Below are 18,091 nucleotides of genomic sequence, written 5' to 3'. Positions count from 1 at the left end.
ACGAGATCTTCGGGCTTCTGATAGTTGGCTAACAGACTGCTAAGCAGCTCGTCGGGCACTTCGTGTTTGCGTGGACTCATGGTGTCTCCGGGTCAGATGGCAGTTTCCTGCCAATGCCCCGTTTACACAAAATCTAGGATAGGCCCCCAGCTGATCGGGCATCTTGATCATGTGGATCAGCACCGCCGTCGTCGCCGCCTGCCTGATCACGGCCATGCCGGTCTCGTCCGTCACTTTCTGGAATGCATGCAAGGTGCTCGCCACCGTGCCCATCAGCTCCAGCGCCGCATGGCACCATGGCTCGGCGTTATCGATCCCATGAGCGTTCGGCGATGCGCTCAACTGCGCGGCAGGCGCGGTGGCGTCATGCAGGGCCGCTGCAGTCGCGGCAGGCGATGGCTCCAGCGGATGTTCCGTCGCCGCACCGCTACTCGCGGTATCGATCGAGTAGATCTGCATCACGCCCTGCGTCGTCGTCGCCTGCGCCAGCATGTTCTGTTGCTGCTGGCTGCTGACCGCGTTGTGCGCGGCATTAGCCAGCGCGGTTGCCGTGGCCTGATAGAGATAAGCAAGCGCCATGGCTGCCGCATTGCCGGGGTTACGGCTATTGGTCTGCGTTATGGCGTCGGTGAATTGAGAACTGACTTCGGTCGTCGTCGACATAAAAAACCCCCTGTAGAGTGAGATCGCCCGATAACGCCTTATGCGGCCAGCGCATCGGGTCCGCGTATCTGTGGTGGTGCCGGTTTCCATATGTCCGGCCCGCCTAGCATCGCCGCAGTTGCCCGCTTCATACAGTGCCTTTCCGGCATCCGCCGCGGCATGGAAGGCGAAAGCCAAAGGCGCTTTTGAGCCAGCGCCACGGCCCCACTCTGGACGCATTTTCTTGCGCCACGAAGACACTTTCCAGCCGAGGCGAAAAGCGTAGACCATGCGCTTTACGGTCTTTCGAACATCGTCCGCCAGCCAGCCATCCTCAGGGAGTAACACCATATGCAGACCCGCATCCTCGGCACGGTCATGCCCGTACTGGAAGTACAGCTCGATCCCAACGACAGCATCTTCGCCGAGAGCGGCGAGCTTTCGTGGATGACCTCATCGATCCAGATGACCACCCACACCCAGATGGGCGGCGGCGGTGGCCTGTTCGGCGCGCTCAAGCGCGTGGTCGGCGGCGGCAGCCTGTTCATGACCGAATACCGCGCGGTGCGCACCACCGGCGAAGTCGCGTTCGCCACCAAGGTGCCGGGCCATATCGTGCCGGTGTCGGTGAGCCCGGGTAACGAGTACATGGTGCACCGGCACGGCTTTGTCTGCGCCACGCCGCAGGTCAGCATCGGCGTGGGCTTTCAGCAGTCGCTGGGCGCGGGCATTTTCGGCGGCAGCGGTTTTGTGCTGCAGAAGGTCGCGGGTAATGGCACGGCGTGGCTGGAGCTATCCGGCGAATTGATCCGCAAAGACCTGGCGCCCGGCGAGACCCTGCGCGTGCACCCGGGGCATGTCGGCGCGTTCCAGTCTTCGGTGAGCTTTCAGATCACCACGGTGCCGGGCATCAAGAATGCGTTGTTCGGCGGCGACGGATTGTTTCTCGCGGTGCTGACCGGGCCGGGTTCCGTGTGGCTGCAGACGTTGCCCATTTCGCGACTGGCGCATCAGATGGCGGAGTATCTGCCGCGCGGCGAAGGCGGCGGTGGGCGGGCGACGCTTGGTGGCGGCTTGGTCGGCGGCATCGTGGGATCGCTGTTGAGTGGTGACGACCGGTGATCTGAAGCCCCAGGCAGGGCGGGATATCTCTCGCCCTTGTTTGTCGATGGCGCTTCGGCGCCGCGAAACGCTGCGAGGGACGCATGGCGGATATCGGACAGACGGTTTGGAACTACGGCATGGTGGTCGTTGCCGTGGCTTTCATGGGCAAAGTCATTAATGCGTTGCGGACGGGGACGATCCGGATGCCGGGCTGGAATCGGGGGCCTGAGCATGACTACCGGCGTGCGGTGGAGACGAAGGCGTTCTATCGCACAGCCATTGGGTTTGGGCTTGCGGCGATTTTTGCGGGGTGTATGGCGTGGGTGGGGTTTCACCATCTGGGGATGGTGGGCAGGTAGCGCACGCATGCCCTCTTTGATCAGCATGCGGACGCGGCATAGCCGCGTGCCGTCCTTTAAGCCACGACAACCAGGATCTGTCTGAAAATCGCATAGGCAAAGATCTCACCTTCGCCACCCGCATTTACGCTTCCCACGCACACTCATGTGCCGCGATGAAAGAACGGGAATCTGCGTCAATGCTTTCAGTGGAAATACTCGGCACCGGCGAATACCTGCCCAGCCAGTGCATACCGTCATCCCTATTCGACGAGCGCTGGGGCAAGCCTTCGGATTGGACGTGGCAGCGAGCCGGCATCGAGCGGCGTTATTACGCCACCGAGGAAGAAACCACGTCCGTCATGGCGGCGCGCGCCGCGCAGAGCGCTCTCGACGCGGCCCGCATCGATGCCGCCCAGCTGGATTGCATCGTTTCCGCCTGCAGCGTCATGGAGCAGGCGATCCCCTGCTCGGCCACCTTGATTCAACGGCAGCTCGGCCTTGGCGAAAGCGGCATTCCCGCGTTCGACATCAATGCCACATGCCTGAGCTTTCTCGCCGCGCTGGACACCATGAGCGTGGCGATCGCGGCGGGGCGCTACCGGCGCGTGCTTATTGTCTCCAGCGAAATCGCATCGGCGGGTTTGCGGGAAGACGACATGGAAACCAGCGTGATGTTCGGCGACGGCGCCGGTGCCGTCGTGCTCGGCCCATCGCAGGGCGGCGCATGCATCAAGGCGACGCACTACGAAACCTATGCCGCCGGCGCGGAGCTTTGCCAGGTTCGCGCCGGCGGCACGCGTATCCGCGTGCGCAAGCATCTGCAGGACTTTCTCGATGGGTCCTACTTTGAAATGCATGGCCGCCGCACCTATCGCATGGCGGCTCAGAAGCTGCCCGCCTTTCTGGAGCGCCTGTTTGCGCGATCGGGCGTCTCGCCGGACGCCGTCGACCGCATCATCCCGCATCAGGCCAGCGCCAAGGCGCTGGCGCATATCGAGAGCCTGCTCCAGTTGCAGCCGGGCAAGATGGTGAAGGTGCTCGCCACGCGCGGCAATCAGATGTCCGCGTCCATTCCGGTGACGCTTCATCATGCTGTGACCACCGGCGAAGTTAAGCGCGGCGACACCGTACTTCTGCTCGGATCCGGAGCCGGGCTCTCGCTGGGCGGCGCTGTCCTCACTTATTGACGTGTCGGCCCTACGCGCAAACGGCAGAGGCTGAATGGAGCGCATTGACTGGCGCGTCTACGAGGCGGGGCATTGCGCCCATCCGCTGTGCAGCACGCGGAAGGGCAGCGCCTGGAAGATGGCCCGCTTTCCGGCGCTGGCGTTTCTGCTCACCCATCCTTCGCACGGCGCGATGCTGTTCGACACGGGGTACTCCCGGCATTTTCTCCATGCCACCCGCGGCATGCCGGAACGGCTTTATCGCGCCATCGCACCGCCTCGGCTCGGCCCGAAGGAAAGCCTGCAGCAGCAACTGGAACGGGATGGTATCGATGCAAGCCACATCGGCACGGTGATGCTTTCGCATCTGCATGGCGACCACATCGGCGGCCTGCGGGATTTTCCTCATTCCGCCTTGCTCTGCTCGCGCCAGGGTTGGAATGACCTGAACCGGCGAAGCCGCCTGGCAGCGCTGAGCCGGGGCATGCTGCCGGCGCTGCTGCCCGATGGCTTCGGACAAGACGCGCAATGGATCGAGGATCTGCCGTCGGTCCCCATGACCGGCGTGTTCGAAGCATTCGCGACCGGGTACGACCTGTGGAACGACGGCAGCATGCTGGCTATCCCCCTGCCCGGGCATGCGGCGGGCCACTACGGCCTGCTCTTTCAAGCCACCAGCGGCGAACACGTGTTTCTGGTCGCCGACGCGGTGTGGTCATCCACGGCCTTGCTCGATGGCGTGCCGCCGCCGTCGTTCGTGACCTCGTGGCTAGGGGACACGGCTGCCTATATCGCCACCCTGGAACAGTTGCGGAAACTGCGCAGGGACGCGCCGGATCTGCGCATCGTGCCATCGCATTGCGATATGCATCGGCCCTGACGCCCGCCCCCGTCAGCCAGTCACTTTCCCCCCGCTGGCGGCAATGCCGCACCCCAGGCAGCCGACACGTTCCCGCCCAATCGCCACTCGCTGATCGGCCGCCGCGGCGCGATCAATGCCGGCAGTCGCGGATCCCTGGTGTGCGCATAGTAGGGCTCCATCCACGCCAGCTCGTCCTGGAACGTCCACGGAAACAGCTTCTGCTTGATCGGCGTGATCTTCGCAAAGCTCGCCGGATCGATGACCGCATCCGTGACGAGATGGGCCAGGCGACCGATCGCACGGCCGTTCTCCTGATACAGATCGATGTGCTGCTGCCGCGCCAGCTCAGCGGTGAACACCAGCGGGATCAGTGCGAACGTGTGGTAATGCAGCGCGCGATCGCCACGTTTCACTTCGCGCTCCAGTGAGCCATCCGGGCGGATATCGTGGATGCCTTCCCGCGCGCGCGCCAGGCCGGCGTCGATCAGCTCCGGCCGATGCGCCACCGTACCGGTGGCCACCAGGTTCAACCCCGCCCAATACACCAGGTTGTTGTGCAGATGATTGATGGCGTCGGCGTCGCGCGTGGCAACGGCGATGTGCTCCAGCCATTGGTTGATGGCATTGAGGCGGCCAGGGTTGGCATTCCTGACTTCCGCCGGCAGACGCAACTCCACCAGGGCGAAGTCGGTGCCCGCCCATGAGCGCTCGTAGTAACCCTGGTAACCGGTGATCGGGCCCATCAACGCATCGGCGCTGGCCCAGGCATCGAGCAGATCCATGGTGCAGGCCCATTGGCCGCTGTCGGCGGCGTGATTGAGCTTTGCGATGTAGTCCCGCATGGGCTTGACGGCTTGGGCATAGCTCGTCGGGTCGTCGTAGAAACCCGGCGGGTCGATCGATTTAACCGGTGCCGGCACATCGCATGCTTGGGCAAGGTCGTTGCCGAGATACGCGGAGAACAGCAGCGCGCCTATCATTCGCAGAATGTAGCGATTCATGCTTGCTTCTCGTGGAGGCCACCCTCCGCATTGGCGACATAACGCATGGTGGGGCGTGGCGATTACGTGGCCGGCTAAGCGGGGAGGGGTGTAGTTAGATCGGCATAGCTGCACTTGTCCCCGTTAGTTCGTTAGCTCTCCAACAGAACTCGTCACCTCCTATTCTCGTCACCCCAGCGAAAGCTGGGGTCCAGTGCCTTAAGACGCTGGATCCCAGCTTTCGCTGGGATGACGGTAGTTCTGTCGGGTGCTGTAAGTGCTACTGCAAAGCAGCTCGGAGACTCGCTGCCAGCGCCATTCGCTGCTCGATGGCATAGGGCACCTTCTTCCCCCCATACAGCCCATCATTCGAGTAGCGCGGAAACACATGCAGATGGTAATGCCACACATCCTGATTGCCCGCCGGACCATTGTGCTGGCGCGTGGAGATACCTTCGCATCCAAAGGCGCTCTGCATGGCGTGCGCCAGCCGGCGTGTGGCATGGAAGAAGTCGCTGCCAAGCTCGTCCGGCATATCCAGCACGTTCTCATAGTGGCCCCGCGGCACCACCAGGCAGTTGCCTTTGATTCCGGCGTAGTGGTGCGTGGGCACCAGCGCGAACACGTTGGCATCCATCAGGACAACGGCTGATTCCGGCGCAGGCGATGGGAGCGTCCCGGCGATACCGCAGAACGGGCACTCATATCCGGGCGGAGCATGCTTCATAAAGCCTGATGGCTCATAGACACCCGTAGCAGGGCGAGCTCAGGATTCTGTGTTGCGCCCCGGCTACCCGTCAATCGGAAAACATTACCCCCGCGTGAAGTGTCATTGATGCCCACCGATCACCACCGTGATTCGGTGCGCGCGTCTACCCGCCGGCCTGGCACCCCTCCTAGCATCGGCGCGAATCAGGGCACTACCCGGCCCCGCCTTGCCAAGCATGCAAGCCAATACGGGCGATGACTCCAGCTCCCTGGAGCTTCATTTCACTGTCGTATCAAGGGGTAATTTATGCGCCTTTCCGCTATCGCCATGGCTTGCCTGCTGGGCCTGTCCGTCAACGCGTCCGCCGCCGATGTCAAATCCATCTCGCGACTGGCCGCAGGGCCGGAGGGCGTGCTTTTCGTGGCCGACTGGAAGGCCGCCGAAGTGCACGCGATCAAGCTTGCGCCCGCGGCCCGCCAGCCCGCGGGCGCGGTGTTCAACGTGCTGGATCTGGAGAAGCTGCTGTCCGACCAGGTCGGCGGCGCCAGGATCGCTGTCGAGGATATGGTTGTGCGCCCCGGCACTGGGGAAGTTTACGTCGCCATCAGCTATGGCGCGGACAAGACGCCGGCGCTGTTCGTCGTGACCAGCGACAAGAAGGCGCGCCGGGTCGACCTGAAGGCCGCGCAGGGCACGTCGGTGGCGCTGCGCGATGCGCTCACTACCAACGAGAAGTTCTGGAAGGAGATGCCGGAGCGCAGTTTCACCGTCACCGACATGAAGTGGCACGAGGGCGAGCTTTTCGTGGCCGGGCTTTCCAACCAGGATTTCGCTTCGACATTGCGGCGCATCCATTATCCCTTCGACGCGAAGCAGTCGATCACCTCCGTCGAGATCTTCCACGGCGGGCATAACCTGATCGAAACGCGTGCACCGATCCGGGCCATGAGTTTCGCGAAGCTTGGCGGCCAGCCGTATCTCGTCGCGGCCTATACGTGCACGCCGCTGGTCATTATTCCGCTCGATCAGTTGAAGGATGGCGCGCATATTCGCGGCAAGACGGTCGGCGAACTCGGCTACGGCAATACACCGGCCGATATGGTCTCTTACTCGCAGACCGAACAGGGCAAGACCCGCGACTTTCTGATGCTGGTGAACTACAACCGCGTGTCCAACATCATCCCGGTGTCGGAGCTGGATGCGGCGCGCATGGGGCCGGGCATCGAGAAGCAGGTGCCGTTCGGGCAGATCGCCGGCTTGAACGTGGCGCAGGCTCCGCTCGCTGGCGTGATGCGGCTGGATAACCTGGACGACCAGTCGTTCGTCATGGTCCGACGCGATCTGCAGCACGATGAGTTGCAGCTGGTATCCATGGGCAAGGACCTGAGCTTCCGCCTGTCGGACCATATCTCCGAGTACGCGTTTCCGAACTTCAGCTTCAAGGGCAATGCGTTCCAGCAGAAGTACATCAAGCCGCGGCAGGACATGCTGCTGAAGGATGAAGGCTTTCCTGATCTGATCAAGGCTTCGGATTAAAGCCATGCGCTGGCAACTGCTGATGGGCGGCGTAGCGCTCGCCGCCGCGTTGCAAATCGCACGAGCCGCGCAGCCTGCGCCGGAGGTTGTCGTTGTCCAGCCCTCCGGCGCCGAAGTACCTGCCAATCTGCTGCGCCTGTCCGTCGTGTTCGCGGCACCGATCGAAGGCGAGGTATTGCCGCGGATCGCTCTTTCTCGCGCCGACGGACGTCCACTGCAGGAACCTTTTCTGCCACAAGAACTGTGGTCGCCCGACGGAAAGATCCTGACCCTGCTATTGCATCCGGGCCGCGTCAAGACCGGCCTGGTCGCGCGCGAGCAGCAGGGGCCCATCGTGAGTGAGGGGGACGATGTGGTCCTCACTTTCGATGGGCATCCCATCAAGCGATGGCATGTGGGCGCTGTGGACGGCAACGGCCCGGTCGCCTCCGCATGGAAGCTCTCGCGTGTGCACGCCGGTTCGCGAGAGCCTTTTGTCGTCACCCTCGACAACCCCATCGATGGCCTGGACGTCGACTACCTGGCCGTCGTCGATGGCAGCGATCATCTGATCGCGGGCCAGCGGCAATTGCGTGATGGCGAAACGACGTGGACATTCACGCCGGCCGCGGCGTGGAAGGCGGGGGATTATCGGTTGATGGTGCGCGGCACGCTGGAGGATGCTTCCGGCAATCGGCTCGGCGGGCACTTCGAAACGTCGATCGATTCGCCGCAACCGCCAGCGGCCGATGTCGGCTTGGATTTCAAGGTGAGTCCGGATCGGCGGCAAGGGACGAGTGCAGTTAATTCGAGATAACTTCACCCGTCCCCGTTCAAGTTCTACTTCAACGCATCGATGTCATGCGCAAACTTCTGGAGCAGGCGAACCAGTTCATCCACTTCGCCCTGCTCCCAGTCTGCAAACAGCGCCCGGCCGAAACGCTCTCTTGCCGCGTCCAGGGCGTCGGTCATGACCTTGCCTTTCGGCGTGACGCAGGCTTCGGTGACCCGGCGGTCTGTCGCACCCGCCTGGCGGCTGACCAGGCCAAGCGTTTCCAGCTTGGCCACCTGTTTGCTCACCGTCGAATAGTCGCGCCCTACCCGCCCCGCCAATTCGCCCACCGCGATCGGCCCCAGGCGCTCGACCAGCACCAGTAGCGGAAACAGGGCGCGATCCAGCGATATGCCCGCCTCCTGGATCATCGCCTCGTCGCGGTCTGGCCGGTTGAACACGCTGATGATGGTGATCAGCGCACCGTGCAGGTTTCGGATCTGCCGGGATATATGTGCATCTTGCACATTCTTTTTGCTTGGCATATGCTCGCTCCAGTTATGTGCACTTTACACATATTGGAGCGGTCATGACCAGTCATACGAAGATCGACGTGCTGATTTGCGGCGCCGGCGCCGCCGGACTCACCCTGGCCATCGAGCTGGCGCGGCGAGGCATCGCCTTCCGCCTGGTGGAAAAGATGGACGTCCCCTTCCACGGTTCGCGCGGCAAGGGCATCCAGCCGCGCACGCTCGAGGTCTTCGAAGACCTGGGCATCGTGGACCGGATCATGGCGGCCGGCGGCCTATATCCGGCCGTGCGCGAATACCGCGGCGATGGCAGCCATGCCGAATCGGAGGTGGTCGAGCGCGCCGATCCGACGCCCGCCGAACCGTATGCGCTGCCCCGGATGCTTCCTCAGTACCTTACCGAAGCCATCCTCCGCGAGCGCCTGCGCGAGCTGGGACACGCTCCGGAATTCGGCTGCGAGCTGATCGATTTCAGCCAGGACGAAGCCGGCGTCGTGGCGCGCCTGCGCAAGCATGGCAACGACGAAGTGGTGCACGCGCAATACCTGGCCGGTGCCGATGGTGGCCGCAGCTTTGTGCGTAAAGCACTGGGCGTCGAATTCCCCGGCAAGACGCTGGGTGTGCGCGCCATCGTGGCGGACGTCACCCTGGCTGGCCTGTCGCGCGATGCATGGCATCGCTTCAACGACGGCTCGATGGAACGGCAGCTGGCGGTCTGTCCACTGGCGGGTACGGAGCTGTTTCAGATCCAGGCACCGATACCGATGGAAGGCGAGGTCGATCTCACCGCCGCCGGCCTCACCGCCATGCTGCACGATCGATCCGGACGCAGCGACTTGCTGGTGAGCTCCGTTTCGTGGGCATCGGCCTATCAGATGAATGCACGACTGGCCGATCGATACCGCATGCAACATGTATTTCTGATTGGCGATGCGGCGCATATCCATCCGCCGACCGGTGGCCAGGGGCTCAATACCAGCATCCAGGATGCTTACAACCTCGGATGGAAGCTCGCCGCCGTACTGCGCGGCGCGGCAGATGCGTTGCTCGATACCTACGAGCAGGAGCGCCGTCCTGTTGCCGCCGAGGTGCTCGGGCTTTCCACCCAGTTGCTTGCTGCGGCGAAGCAGGGCGATATGCGGCGTGGTCGTAATGTGCGGCAGCTGGATCTTGGTTATACGGATTCCACGCTTTCGCTGGAGTTACCGGAACGTGTCCATGGCCCCTATGCCGGAGACCGTGCTCCCGATGCGCCGATGCTTGGCGCCAGCGGCCAACCGATGCGGGTGTCTGCCTTGCTGAAAGGCACGCATTGGACGCTGTTCGGTTATGAAGCAGACCGCGCTTGCGTCCCGGCGCGGCCGGGGCTTCGTATTCATATCGTCGGCGAAGGCGCAGAGCTCGTCGATGATGGAGGTCATTTCCAGGCGGGCTATGCGATGTCCGCGGGGCAGTGGGTGTTGGTGCGGCCGGATGGGTATATCGCGGCTATCGTTGGCACGAAGCATCTCGGGGCGGTAGAAGTCTTTTTCCGGTACGCCGAGCGCGGCATGGCTGGGGCGTGAAACCGATGGGTCGGGTAGAAGGGGGACGGGAACAATTAAGCAGGGTTAACTCCACCCGTCCCCTTTAAACCCTCAGGCGGTTCGGCTAGCCAACCGCCTCTGCAAATTACCCGCGAAGCGCTCCGCCGCTCCCGGCTGTTCGCCAAGGTGCAGAAACGGCTCGATCATTTCCAGCTCCATCAGCAGGAAGCTGCCCTTGCAGATCACGCCGTCCACCCGCGCATAGGCACTGTCGGCATGGCCGAGCGCCGCGGCGGCGGATAGAGCCCGCTTGGCGCTGGCAATAAGCGCCGGATCGGGATCGACCTCATCGGCCGTACCCCCGAAGTCCGACTGCACCCGGTAATCGCCAGCCGCTGCCCGCTTGATCACCGCATGGCTGTACTCGCCATCGAAAAACAGCAAGGACCATTCGCCGTCGCTGACCACTTCGGGCACGAAGGGCTGCACCAGGTACTCGAACTCCACCGGCAGTTGCGCCACGACCTGCTCGAACGTGGCATCGCCAACGACACCGCGCGCCGTATACCAGGCCGTTCCGCTGACCGTCGGCTTGACTACCACCTCCTGGCCAGGCATCCGGGCCAGCGTTTGCCGCAGTTCGGTTCCCGCTGCAATGGTCGTGGGAATGATGTCGACACCTTGCGCCGCCAGTTGGGGCAGATAGCGCTTGTCGCTGTTCCAGCGCAGCATCGCCTTATCGTTGATCGTCGGAACGGGCAGGCGATCCAGCCACTCGCCGAACTCGGCGTAATGCTTGAAGTAATCCCAGGTGGAGCGCATCAGCACGGCGTCGTATTGCGACCAGTCCACGCCGGGGTCGTTCCAGACGCAGGGCACCGTCTCGATGCCAAGGCTTCGCAGCGAATCCGCCAGATGCTGGTCGTCCGGATGAATCCCCGGAATCATCGAGGACGTAGCGACCGCAAGACGATGTGTAAAAGATTTGGACATAGCCATTCCTCCATCAATGGAGGGCGCCCTTGCTGAGATATCGAAACCGAGCGTGGCGGATCAAGTCCGTCGCAGCACCCCTCGGTTCCGACGACGAGGCCATCGTTCGGTCAGTCGTTCAAATAGCCCCACACCTTTGAAATAACCACCGAGCCTTCGCCGACCGCGGAAGCCACGCGCTTGACCGATCCGGCGCGAACATCGCCCACCGCAAAAATCCCCGGCTGCGATGTTGCGTAGGGCGAGTCCGCCCCGGCGGCTTCTCCGGTCTCGACAAAGCCTTTCGAGTCCAGCTTCACCAGGCCCGACAACCAGGACGTATTGGGCTCCGCGCCAACCATGATGAAAAGCGCGCAGGTCGGCAGCGTGTAATCCGTTCCACTCTGGCTGTTGTGGATGGTGACGGAGTCGATCCGCTCGCCACCGTGCAGCAAGCGCACCGCGGAGCCATATTCGATGGTGATCTTCGGGTCCGCTTCCAATCGGCTGGATAGATAACTCGACATCGACGACGCCAGCGAGGTGCCGCGCACCAGCAGTCGCACGCGGTTGGCCGATCGGCTCAGGAACATGGCGGCCTGGCCGGCGGAGTTGCCGCCGCCGATCACCAGCGCCTCGCCGTCCTTGCAATAGCGCGCTTCATTTTCGGTGGCGGCGTAATAGACGCCGGCGCCTTCGAATTCCGCCAGGCGGTCGATCGGCAGGCGCTTATATTGCACGCCCGTCGCCACCACGATGGCGCCCGCCAGAAGGCGTTGGCCATTGTCGAAGGTCGAGCAGAACTTGCCGTCCTCCCGACGCTCCACGCTCACCACACGCCGCGGCATGATGAAGCGCGTGCCGAACTTCATCGCCTGCACTTCGCCGCGCCACACCAGGTCCGCGCCGGAGATGCCGGTGGGGAAGCCCATGTAGTTTTCGATGCGGCTCGAGGTGCCGGCCTGGCCGCCGATGGCGATGTCTTCCACCACCATCGCACTCAAGCCTTCGGCGCCCGCATAGACGCCGGCGGCCACGCCGGCGGGGCCGCCGCCGACGATCATCACGTCGACCGCTTCCTCGTCGGCCAGCTCGAAACTGAGGCCCATCAGCCTGGCGATCTTGTCGGGTGTCGGTTCGCTCACCACGTGGTCGCGGCCGAAAATCACCGCGGGACAGTCCGCGGAAATCGCACAACTGGTCGCGATGCGATGGGCTTCCGCACTGCCAATCGCGTGTGACGCATACGGCAGGCGGTTGCGGCTGGCAAATTCGCCGATGCGCTGGACGTGGCGGTCGGCATCCTCGCCGATAAGCACCAGCGTGCCATCGCGCTCATCGAGCTGGCGGCGCCGGCGCGCCGCAAACACCGTGATGATGATGTCCGACATCTCCGGTATTTCGGACATCAGGCGCAGCATGGCGGCGCGCGGCACTTCCAGCACGCGGGTGTCCATCACGGCACGCATGGGCAAGGCCCATACGCCGCCGTTGAGGAACGAGATCTCGCCCATGAACTGGGTCGGGCCCAAGGTCGAAGGGAAATGGCGTTCGCCCGTAAAAGGGTTCACCACCTCGACCTCGCCTTCCTCGACGTAGACGAAACGGTCGATCGAATCACCCAGCTTGGCGATCAACTCGCCCGCCGCATAGCGCTTCTGGACCCCTTCCGCCCGCATGGCCGCGACGTGGGCGCTATCGAGCGGCACACGCTGCATTTCTCTGAGGTCGCGCCCGATGGTTTCCACTGCACTTCTCCACTGTTTGTGTTGGCCGTTCAGGCGCGCCGATGTACCCGACATGGCCGCCCCGGACGCATCGCAGTGTTGGGGTTCGCCTGTGGCTCACCCCAACCTACGCGGGCTATGTTTCATGCAATCCATGGGCGCGCTCAATCACCTGCACCCGATAGGTCCTCGCGAACATGCCGAGCCATCGCAGCTTGGCAAGGTACTCGGTAACGCGCGGAAGGATTCGGCCCCGCTCCTCATCGCCCAGGTCCCGAACTTCAAGAGCGTCGCCACAGGATGCGGGCAGATAGATGGTCCACAAGCCTTTGCTCAGAGAAACCTCGAATCGGTAGACGCCACCGTCATCGACATACTCCAGCCCTTCGTTCCGGGCGACCAGGGAAAGCTTGTAAGCCATACGGGTTCTTCTATCCCTCACGAGGTTTGAACAGCAACCTTCCCCCAACGCATCGCACTGTTTTATTGGCCGTCCCGGCAAATCGACGGACCCGACGTAGGTTGGGGTGAGCCGCAGGCGAACCCCAACATGGCCACCCCAGACGCATCGCACCGTTGGGGTTCGCCTGCGGCTCACCCCAACCTACTCTTGGATGACCGGCTGTCTGTTCCGGAGACGGATCGTGTAACCGCCTAAGGTTACCGACTCGCTTGCCGTAGCCACAACATCGGGTTGCGCGGTGGCCGCCGCCGGCTGATGGAGGCTCACCGGTTGGTGGCGCCATGGCCGTGCCTTAAGCTGATGACCGGCCGGGTCCGCCGGATCTGATGTCTTCCTTGCACGGTATCGCGCACTTGAAGCTATCCATGGGCTACCGCCTGTTCCTGGCCATCTGGCTCACGATCCTCGTGGCCGGAGCACTTGGCGTCGAGCTGGTGCGCTGGCGGCTGCTGGACAACTTTGCCGAGCATCGGCTCGATACCGACACGCACTTTCTCGACACGCTGGGCGCCACGCTGGAAGCGAGCTACCGGCAGCACGGCGACTGGTCGTTTCTGCCGCACGATGCCGCCCAGCGCAAGGCGTGGCTGCGCGAGGCGTATGAGCGCTCCCGCGGTACCGCCGGTCCGCTCGATGCCAGGTCGGGAGCATCCAGCGTGGCTTATCGGATCGGGCTGGCCAACCCGCAAGGCCGGTATCTGGCGGGCGCTGTCGCCTCGCCCTTGATGATTGCCTTTGCCTCGATCGATCGCGCCGCGCGACCGCTGACCGTCGATGGCCGTCCGGTTGGCACCCTGATCGTGGCGTACCCGCAGAATCCCGACGACGCATTGGCCGTGGCCTTCCTGATCGATCAGCAAGCTCACCTGGCCTGGGCTTTGGTGGCGGCGCTGCTGCTGAGCATGGGCGTCGCCTCGCTGCTGGCCGCGTATATCCGCCGCCCGATCATGCGGCTCGTCGCCGGTGCGCGCCAACTCGAGAGCGGCCGGTTCGATACGCGCATCGACTCGCCGCGCACCGACGAACTGGGCGAGCTGGCCCAAGCCTTCGATCGGCTCGCCGCGCGCCTGGAAGAAGTGGAGCGCATGCGCCAGCAGTGGATTGCGGAAACCTCGCATGAACTGCGCACGCCGCTCGCGGTGTTGCGTGCGCAGATCGAGAGTTTCCAGGACGGCGTGCGTACTGCCACGCCGGCAAATATCGCCTTGATGGAGCGGCAGATCCGCTCGCTCAGTCAGCTCGTCGATGACCTGCACGAACTGGCGCGCGGTGACCTCGGGCAGGTTCGGTATGAGCTTGCGCCGCTTGATGCCTGGCAGTTGGCAACCGAGGTGTTCGCCGATTTCTCGGCGCGGTTCGATGCGAACGGCTTGCTCGCCACGATCGGCGAAGCACCGCTTCGACGTGTCGCGCATGGCGATGCAAGCCGTATACGGCAAGTGCTCGCCAACCTGTTGGAGAACAGCGCGCGCTACACCAAAGCTGGCGGCAGCGTGGCGTTGGCAGGCGACGTGGTGGACGACACCATCCACATCCGCATCGACGACTCCGCACCGGGCGTTCCCGCAGCCTCTCTCGACCGCCTCGGCGAACGCTTCTTCCGGCTGGACGACTCGCGCAACCGCGCCTCCGGCGGCTCGGGCCTCGGCCTCGCCCTGTGCCGGCAGATCCTTGCGGCGCATGGCGGGCGCCTGATGCTCGCGCCATCGCCGTTGGGCGGATTGCGCGCGACGATGGTGCTGCCCTTGGACGACCGATGACCGCCAGGATTCTCATTGTCGAGGACGAGAGCGACCTCGCCGCCATCGTCACCGACTACGTGGTGGCCGCGGGATTCGCTGCCGAGGTGATCGCCGACGGCAAGGCGGCGCTCGAACATGCGGCCCGCGCCATGCCGGACCTGATCGTGCTCGACCTGATGCTGCCCGGGCTCGATGGGCTGGCGGTGTGCCGCGCTTTGCGCGCGTTTTCGGACGTGCCCATCCTGATGCTCACCGCCAGGGTCGAGGAGGTCGATCGCCTGCTCGGCCTGGAAGCGGGTGCCGACGATTACTTGTGCAAGCCATTCAGCCCGCGCGAACTGGTGGCGCGCATCAAGGCGATTCTGCGCCGCACGCAGGGAGGAGAAGCGGGCCGTCCGTTGCTGCAGATCGACGAGGCCGCGCGATCCATTCGCATCGGCTCGCATGTTCTCGATCTGACGCCGAGCGAATACCACGTGCTTGCGGCCATGCTGCGGCGTCCGGGCATGGCGTATTCGCGCACCCAGTTGCTCGATATCGTTCGGCGCGACAACCTCGACGTCAACGACCGCACCATCGACACGCATATCAAGAATCTGCGCCGCAAGCTCGCCGCCGTGCTGCCGGAGGTCGAGGTGATCCATTCGATCTACGGGGTTGGCTACCGCGTCGACTGGTGATCCCGCCGCGCCGCGGCGATCCCCACAATTTCCCCACATTGTGGCGGCAGCCTGCCTCGGTCGGGCGACGGCGCCCTTAGGCGGGAAATGCAATGAACAAGCGAACCAGGATCTTTGCGGCCATGGCCGTGCTCGGCGTGGCGGCCGCGGGAAGCGTGGCCGTGCTGGCGTGGCCGGGCGGGCCGGGCCAGGGGCCGCCGCACGAGCCGCCGCAGAAGGACATGGCGATCGACAAGGTGGCGCGCGACGAAGTGATTCAGAACGTCATCGCCAACCTCAAGCGCGCTTACGTCTTTCCGGATAAGGCCATCTCGCTGGAGAAGGACTTGCGCGCACGCGTGGCGCACGGCGATTTCGACGCGATCGACAGCGCCCAGAGTTTCGCCATGCGCTTGACGGATCTTTTGCAGAGCCAGACGCATGACAAGCATCTGGAAGTCCGCTACTTCGAACAGGCGGTTCCCGAAAGCCACGACGGCGGCCCGTCAGCGCAGGAACAAGCGGCGGAGGCGCTGCACCAGAAACAGGTCAACTACGGTTTCGCGAATATCGGCCGGCTGCATTTCAATATCGGCCTGCTCGAACTGCATGCGTTTGGCCGGCCGCAGCACACTGCCGAACGCATCACCGCGGCCATGACCCTGCTCGGCGACACCGATGCGCTGATCGTCGATCTGCGCGAATGCCATGGCGGCGATCCCGATACGGTGATGCTGCTGGCCAGCTATCTGTTCGACCAGCCCACCCATCTCAACGACATCTATTTCCGCGACGAGGGCCGCACGGAGCAGCGCTGGACCACCGCCAGCGTCACCGGCAAGCGCTACGGCCAGGCGCGCAAGCTCTATGTCCTCACCAGCAGCGAGACCATTTCAGGCTGCGAGGATTTCGCCTACGCGCTGAAGAATGCGGGGCGGGCGAAGATCGTCGGCGAGGTCACCGCCGGCGCGGCCCATGCCGGCTCGCCGCAGCGCTTGAGTACGCATTTCATGATGTTCGTGCCGTCGGGGCGGCCGATCAATCCGGTGACGCACGGCGATTGGGAAGGCACCGGGGTGGTTCCCGATATCCAGACGTCGGCGAAGAAAGCGCTCGATGCAGCGCAGTTGGCGATCCTGAACGAGATGGTGGTTGCCGAGCGCGATCCGGCGCGCAAGGACGAGATGCAGGACCACATCCGCGAGCTGCAATAGCGCCATCGAAGCGCCCGCCGCGCACCTGAAAGTTGCTGCGGCCGGCCGGAGCCTCCTGGCTTGCGCGAAGCATGCCTGCGTCAAGCCTGCTACCCTAGCGGGGTAGCCAGGAGGCGCCGTACGCATGATCTCGCCAGCCAGGCCCGTCCACGCCGCTGCCCACTGTTCCACCTGCCAGGCGGTCTGTTGCCGCCTTACGGTCGTGGTGCGGCCGGAGGAACATATTCCCGCGCACCTCACCACTTACACGCCCGAAGGCCTGCATGTGATGAGGCATGCCGAGGACGGTTGGTGCGCGGCCATGGACAGGACGCACATGAATTGCGGCATCTACGAAAACCGGCCCTCCGAGTGCCGCCGCTTCGTCATGAACGGCCCGTATTGCAAGGCCCTTCGTGCCGAGTACGACGAGCGCGGCGCCGCCGGCGTACGGCAGGAGCCGGTCGGCTAGGTTTTACGGTTTCACGATTACGCCCGCGGATACACTTCGCAGCGCCCCTCATCACCACGCCCAGGACCCTTCCATTGGCCAAGACCAACTATTCCTTCGAAAAGCGGCAGCGCGAACTTGCCAAGAAGAAGAAGCAGGACGAGAAACAGGCCAAGAAGGTCGGCTCGCGCGATGAACCCAAGGCTGAGCCCACGACACCGGCGCCGACCACCACGGGTGAGTAAGCGCGGCTGCGGCATTCGGCATTCGGCATAAAAAAAGCCCGGCGCAAGGCCGGGCTTTTTTACTTGCTGGCAAGCGACCTTAGATCGCCTGCACCTGCTCGGCCTGCAGGCCCTTCTGGCCCTGCGTCACGACGAAGGACACCTTCTGACCCTCGACCAGGCTCTTGAAGCCCGACGACTGGATCGCGCGGAAGTGGACGAACACGTCGTCACCGCCCTTGTCACGGCTGATGAAGCCGAAGCCCTTTGCATCGTTGAACCACTTCACAGTACCGGTTTCTGCCTGGGACATGTCTATTGCTCCTGAAACGAATAAAGCCGCGTAGCGGCGAAAAAGCTGGTCGCAAGGAGGAAGGGGTACAACGGTGTAGTGAGACTGCTATCTACAACCGGGCCACAATTCATGGTGACCCTTGAAACTCAGCCGGCATAAGATAAGTGCCCCTGGCCAAAAGTGCAAGATGCTGCCGGCATCTGGCCCCACCCCGGGAC

Annotated in this window: 19 protein-coding genes, 1 pseudogene and 1 riboswitch; of the genes and pseudogenes, 12 read left to right on the top strand and 8 right to left on the bottom strand. The window is 63.7% G+C overall.

Annotated features, from left to right (window positions below):
* Positions 1 to 411: 411 nt before the first annotated feature.
* A pseudogene (locus AB4083_RS12220) lies at positions 412 to 663 on the bottom strand (RebB family R body protein); the annotation flags it as partial.
* A gap of 330 nt (positions 664 to 993) precedes the next feature.
* Between AB4083_RS12220 and AB4083_RS12215 the strand changes: the two are divergent.
* From AB4083_RS12215 to AB4083_RS12200, 4 genes are all read left to right on the top strand, one after another.
* A complete protein-coding gene (locus AB4083_RS12215) occupies positions 994 to 1,764 on the top strand; it encodes a TIGR00266 family protein (RefSeq protein WP_441608082.1) in 771 nt (256 codons plus the stop codon).
* An 83-nt stretch (positions 1,765 to 1,847) separates the two neighbouring features.
* Positions 1,848 to 2,105, top strand: coding sequence for a hypothetical protein (locus AB4083_RS12210; protein ID WP_441608081.1), 258 nt, complete (start codon positions 1,848 to 1,850; stop codon positions 2,103 to 2,105).
* Between the two features lie 179 nt (positions 2,106 to 2,284).
* On the top strand, positions 2,285 to 3,274 hold the full coding sequence (locus AB4083_RS12205; RefSeq protein ID WP_441608080.1) for a beta-ketoacyl-ACP synthase 3: 990 nt from the start codon (positions 2,285 to 2,287) through the stop codon (positions 3,272 to 3,274).
* Between the two features lie 118 nt (positions 3,275 to 3,392).
* Entirely contained in the window at positions 3,393 to 4,133 is a 741-nt protein-coding gene (locus tag AB4083_RS12200) for an MBL fold metallo-hydrolase (protein ID WP_441608079.1), read from the top strand.
* A gap of 20 nt (positions 4,134 to 4,153) precedes the next feature.
* Here AB4083_RS12200 and AB4083_RS12195 read toward each other — a convergent pair whose 3' ends face one another.
* Positions 4,154 to 5,116, bottom strand: coding sequence for an alginate lyase family protein (locus AB4083_RS12195; protein WP_441608078.1), 963 nt, complete (start codon positions 5,114 to 5,116; stop codon positions 4,154 to 4,156).
* A gap of 259 nt (positions 5,117 to 5,375) precedes the next feature.
* Positions 5,376 to 5,735 (bottom strand): HIT family protein, encoded by a 360-nt coding sequence (locus tag AB4083_RS12190; protein ID WP_441608087.1) that lies wholly within the window; start codon positions 5,733 to 5,735, stop codon positions 5,376 to 5,378.
* A gap of 375 nt (positions 5,736 to 6,110) precedes the next feature.
* Between AB4083_RS12190 and AB4083_RS12185 the strand changes: the two genes are divergently transcribed.
* Together AB4083_RS12185 and AB4083_RS12180 are read left to right on the top strand one after the other, a co-directional pair.
* Positions 6,111 to 7,340 (top strand): hypothetical protein, encoded by a 1,230-nt coding sequence (locus AB4083_RS12185; RefSeq protein WP_441608077.1) that lies wholly within the window; start codon positions 6,111 to 6,113, stop codon positions 7,338 to 7,340.
* 4 nt (positions 7,341 to 7,344) lie between these two features.
* Positions 7,345 to 8,136 (top strand): hypothetical protein, encoded by a 792-nt coding sequence (locus tag AB4083_RS12180; protein ID WP_441608076.1) that lies wholly within the window; start codon positions 7,345 to 7,347, stop codon positions 8,134 to 8,136.
* 23 nt (positions 8,137 to 8,159) lie between these two features.
* On the opposite strand, the gene AB4083_RS12175 is transcribed toward AB4083_RS12180, so the two are convergent.
* Entirely contained in the window at positions 8,160 to 8,636 is a 477-nt protein-coding gene (locus AB4083_RS12175) for a MarR family winged helix-turn-helix transcriptional regulator (RefSeq protein ID WP_441608075.1), read from the bottom strand.
* Between the two features lie 44 nt (positions 8,637 to 8,680).
* Between AB4083_RS12175 and AB4083_RS12170 the strand changes: the two genes are divergently transcribed.
* Positions 8,681 to 10,186 (top strand): FAD-dependent oxidoreductase, encoded by a 1,506-nt coding sequence (locus tag AB4083_RS12170; protein WP_441608074.1) that lies wholly within the window; start codon positions 8,681 to 8,683, stop codon positions 10,184 to 10,186.
* Positions 10,187 to 10,258: 72 nt separating this feature from the next.
* Here AB4083_RS12170 and AB4083_RS12165 read toward each other — a convergent pair whose 3' ends face one another.
* The 3 genes from AB4083_RS12165 to AB4083_RS12155 form a co-directional block, all read right to left on the bottom strand.
* Entirely contained in the window at positions 10,259 to 11,140 is an 882-nt protein-coding gene (locus AB4083_RS12165; RefSeq protein WP_441608073.1) for an ATP-grasp domain-containing protein, read from the bottom strand.
* Positions 11,141 to 11,154: 14 nt separating this feature from the next.
* Positions 11,155 to 11,229, bottom strand: a riboswitch (S-adenosyl-L-homocysteine riboswitch).
* Between the two features lie 21 nt (positions 11,230 to 11,250).
* On the bottom strand, positions 11,251 to 12,867 hold the full coding sequence (locus tag AB4083_RS12160; protein ID WP_441608072.1) for an FAD-dependent oxidoreductase: 1,617 nt from the start codon (positions 12,865 to 12,867) through the stop codon (positions 11,251 to 11,253).
* A gap of 115 nt (positions 12,868 to 12,982) precedes the next feature.
* Positions 12,983 to 13,267 carry a hypothetical protein gene (locus tag AB4083_RS12155; RefSeq protein WP_441608071.1) on the bottom strand — a complete coding sequence of 95 codons (285 nt, stop codon included), beginning with the start codon at positions 13,265 to 13,267 and terminating at the stop codon, positions 12,983 to 12,985.
* Positions 13,268 to 13,674: 407 nt separating this feature from the next.
* On the opposite strand from AB4083_RS12155, the gene AB4083_RS12150 reads away from it, so the two are divergent.
* From AB4083_RS12150 to AB4083_RS12130, 5 genes are all read left to right on the top strand, one after another.
* Entirely contained in the window at positions 13,675 to 15,069 is a 1,395-nt protein-coding gene (locus AB4083_RS12150) for an ATP-binding protein (protein WP_441608070.1), read from the top strand.
* Positions 15,066 to 15,731: a response regulator gene (locus AB4083_RS12145; protein WP_441608069.1), complete on the top strand. Its 666-nt coding sequence runs from the start codon at positions 15,066 to 15,068 to the stop codon at positions 15,729 to 15,731. The genes AB4083_RS12150 and AB4083_RS12145 overlap by 4 nt, the downstream gene beginning before the upstream one ends.
* A gap of 92 nt (positions 15,732 to 15,823) precedes the next feature.
* Positions 15,824 to 16,924, top strand: coding sequence for a S41 family peptidase (locus AB4083_RS12140; RefSeq protein WP_441608068.1), 1,101 nt, complete (start codon positions 15,824 to 15,826; stop codon positions 16,922 to 16,924).
* A 124-nt stretch (positions 16,925 to 17,048) separates the two neighbouring features.
* Positions 17,049 to 17,375: a YkgJ family cysteine cluster protein gene (locus tag AB4083_RS12135; protein ID WP_441608067.1), complete on the top strand. Its 327-nt coding sequence runs from the start codon at positions 17,049 to 17,051 to the stop codon at positions 17,373 to 17,375.
* Between the two features lie 74 nt (positions 17,376 to 17,449).
* Complete coding sequence (locus AB4083_RS12130; RefSeq protein ID WP_441608066.1) at positions 17,450 to 17,599, top strand: hypothetical protein; 150 nt, start codon at positions 17,450 to 17,452, stop codon at positions 17,597 to 17,599.
* Positions 17,600 to 17,678: 79 nt separating this feature from the next.
* Here the strand turns inward: AB4083_RS12130 and AB4083_RS12125 are convergent, their stop codons facing one another.
* Positions 17,679 to 17,891, bottom strand: a complete 213-nt coding sequence (locus AB4083_RS12125; protein WP_441608065.1) for a cold-shock protein — start codon at positions 17,889 to 17,891, stop codon at positions 17,679 to 17,681.
* Between the last annotated feature and the right edge of the window lie 200 nt (positions 17,892 to 18,091).

The organism is Dyella sp. 2RAB6 (genome assembly GCF_052115385.1).
In the GTDB taxonomy this organism is placed as follows: Bacteria; Pseudomonadota; Gammaproteobacteria; order Xanthomonadales; family Rhodanobacteraceae; genus Dyella_D.
Note: the sequence above shows the minus strand (reverse complement) of the source record. Positions and strands in the feature narration are given on the sequence as shown.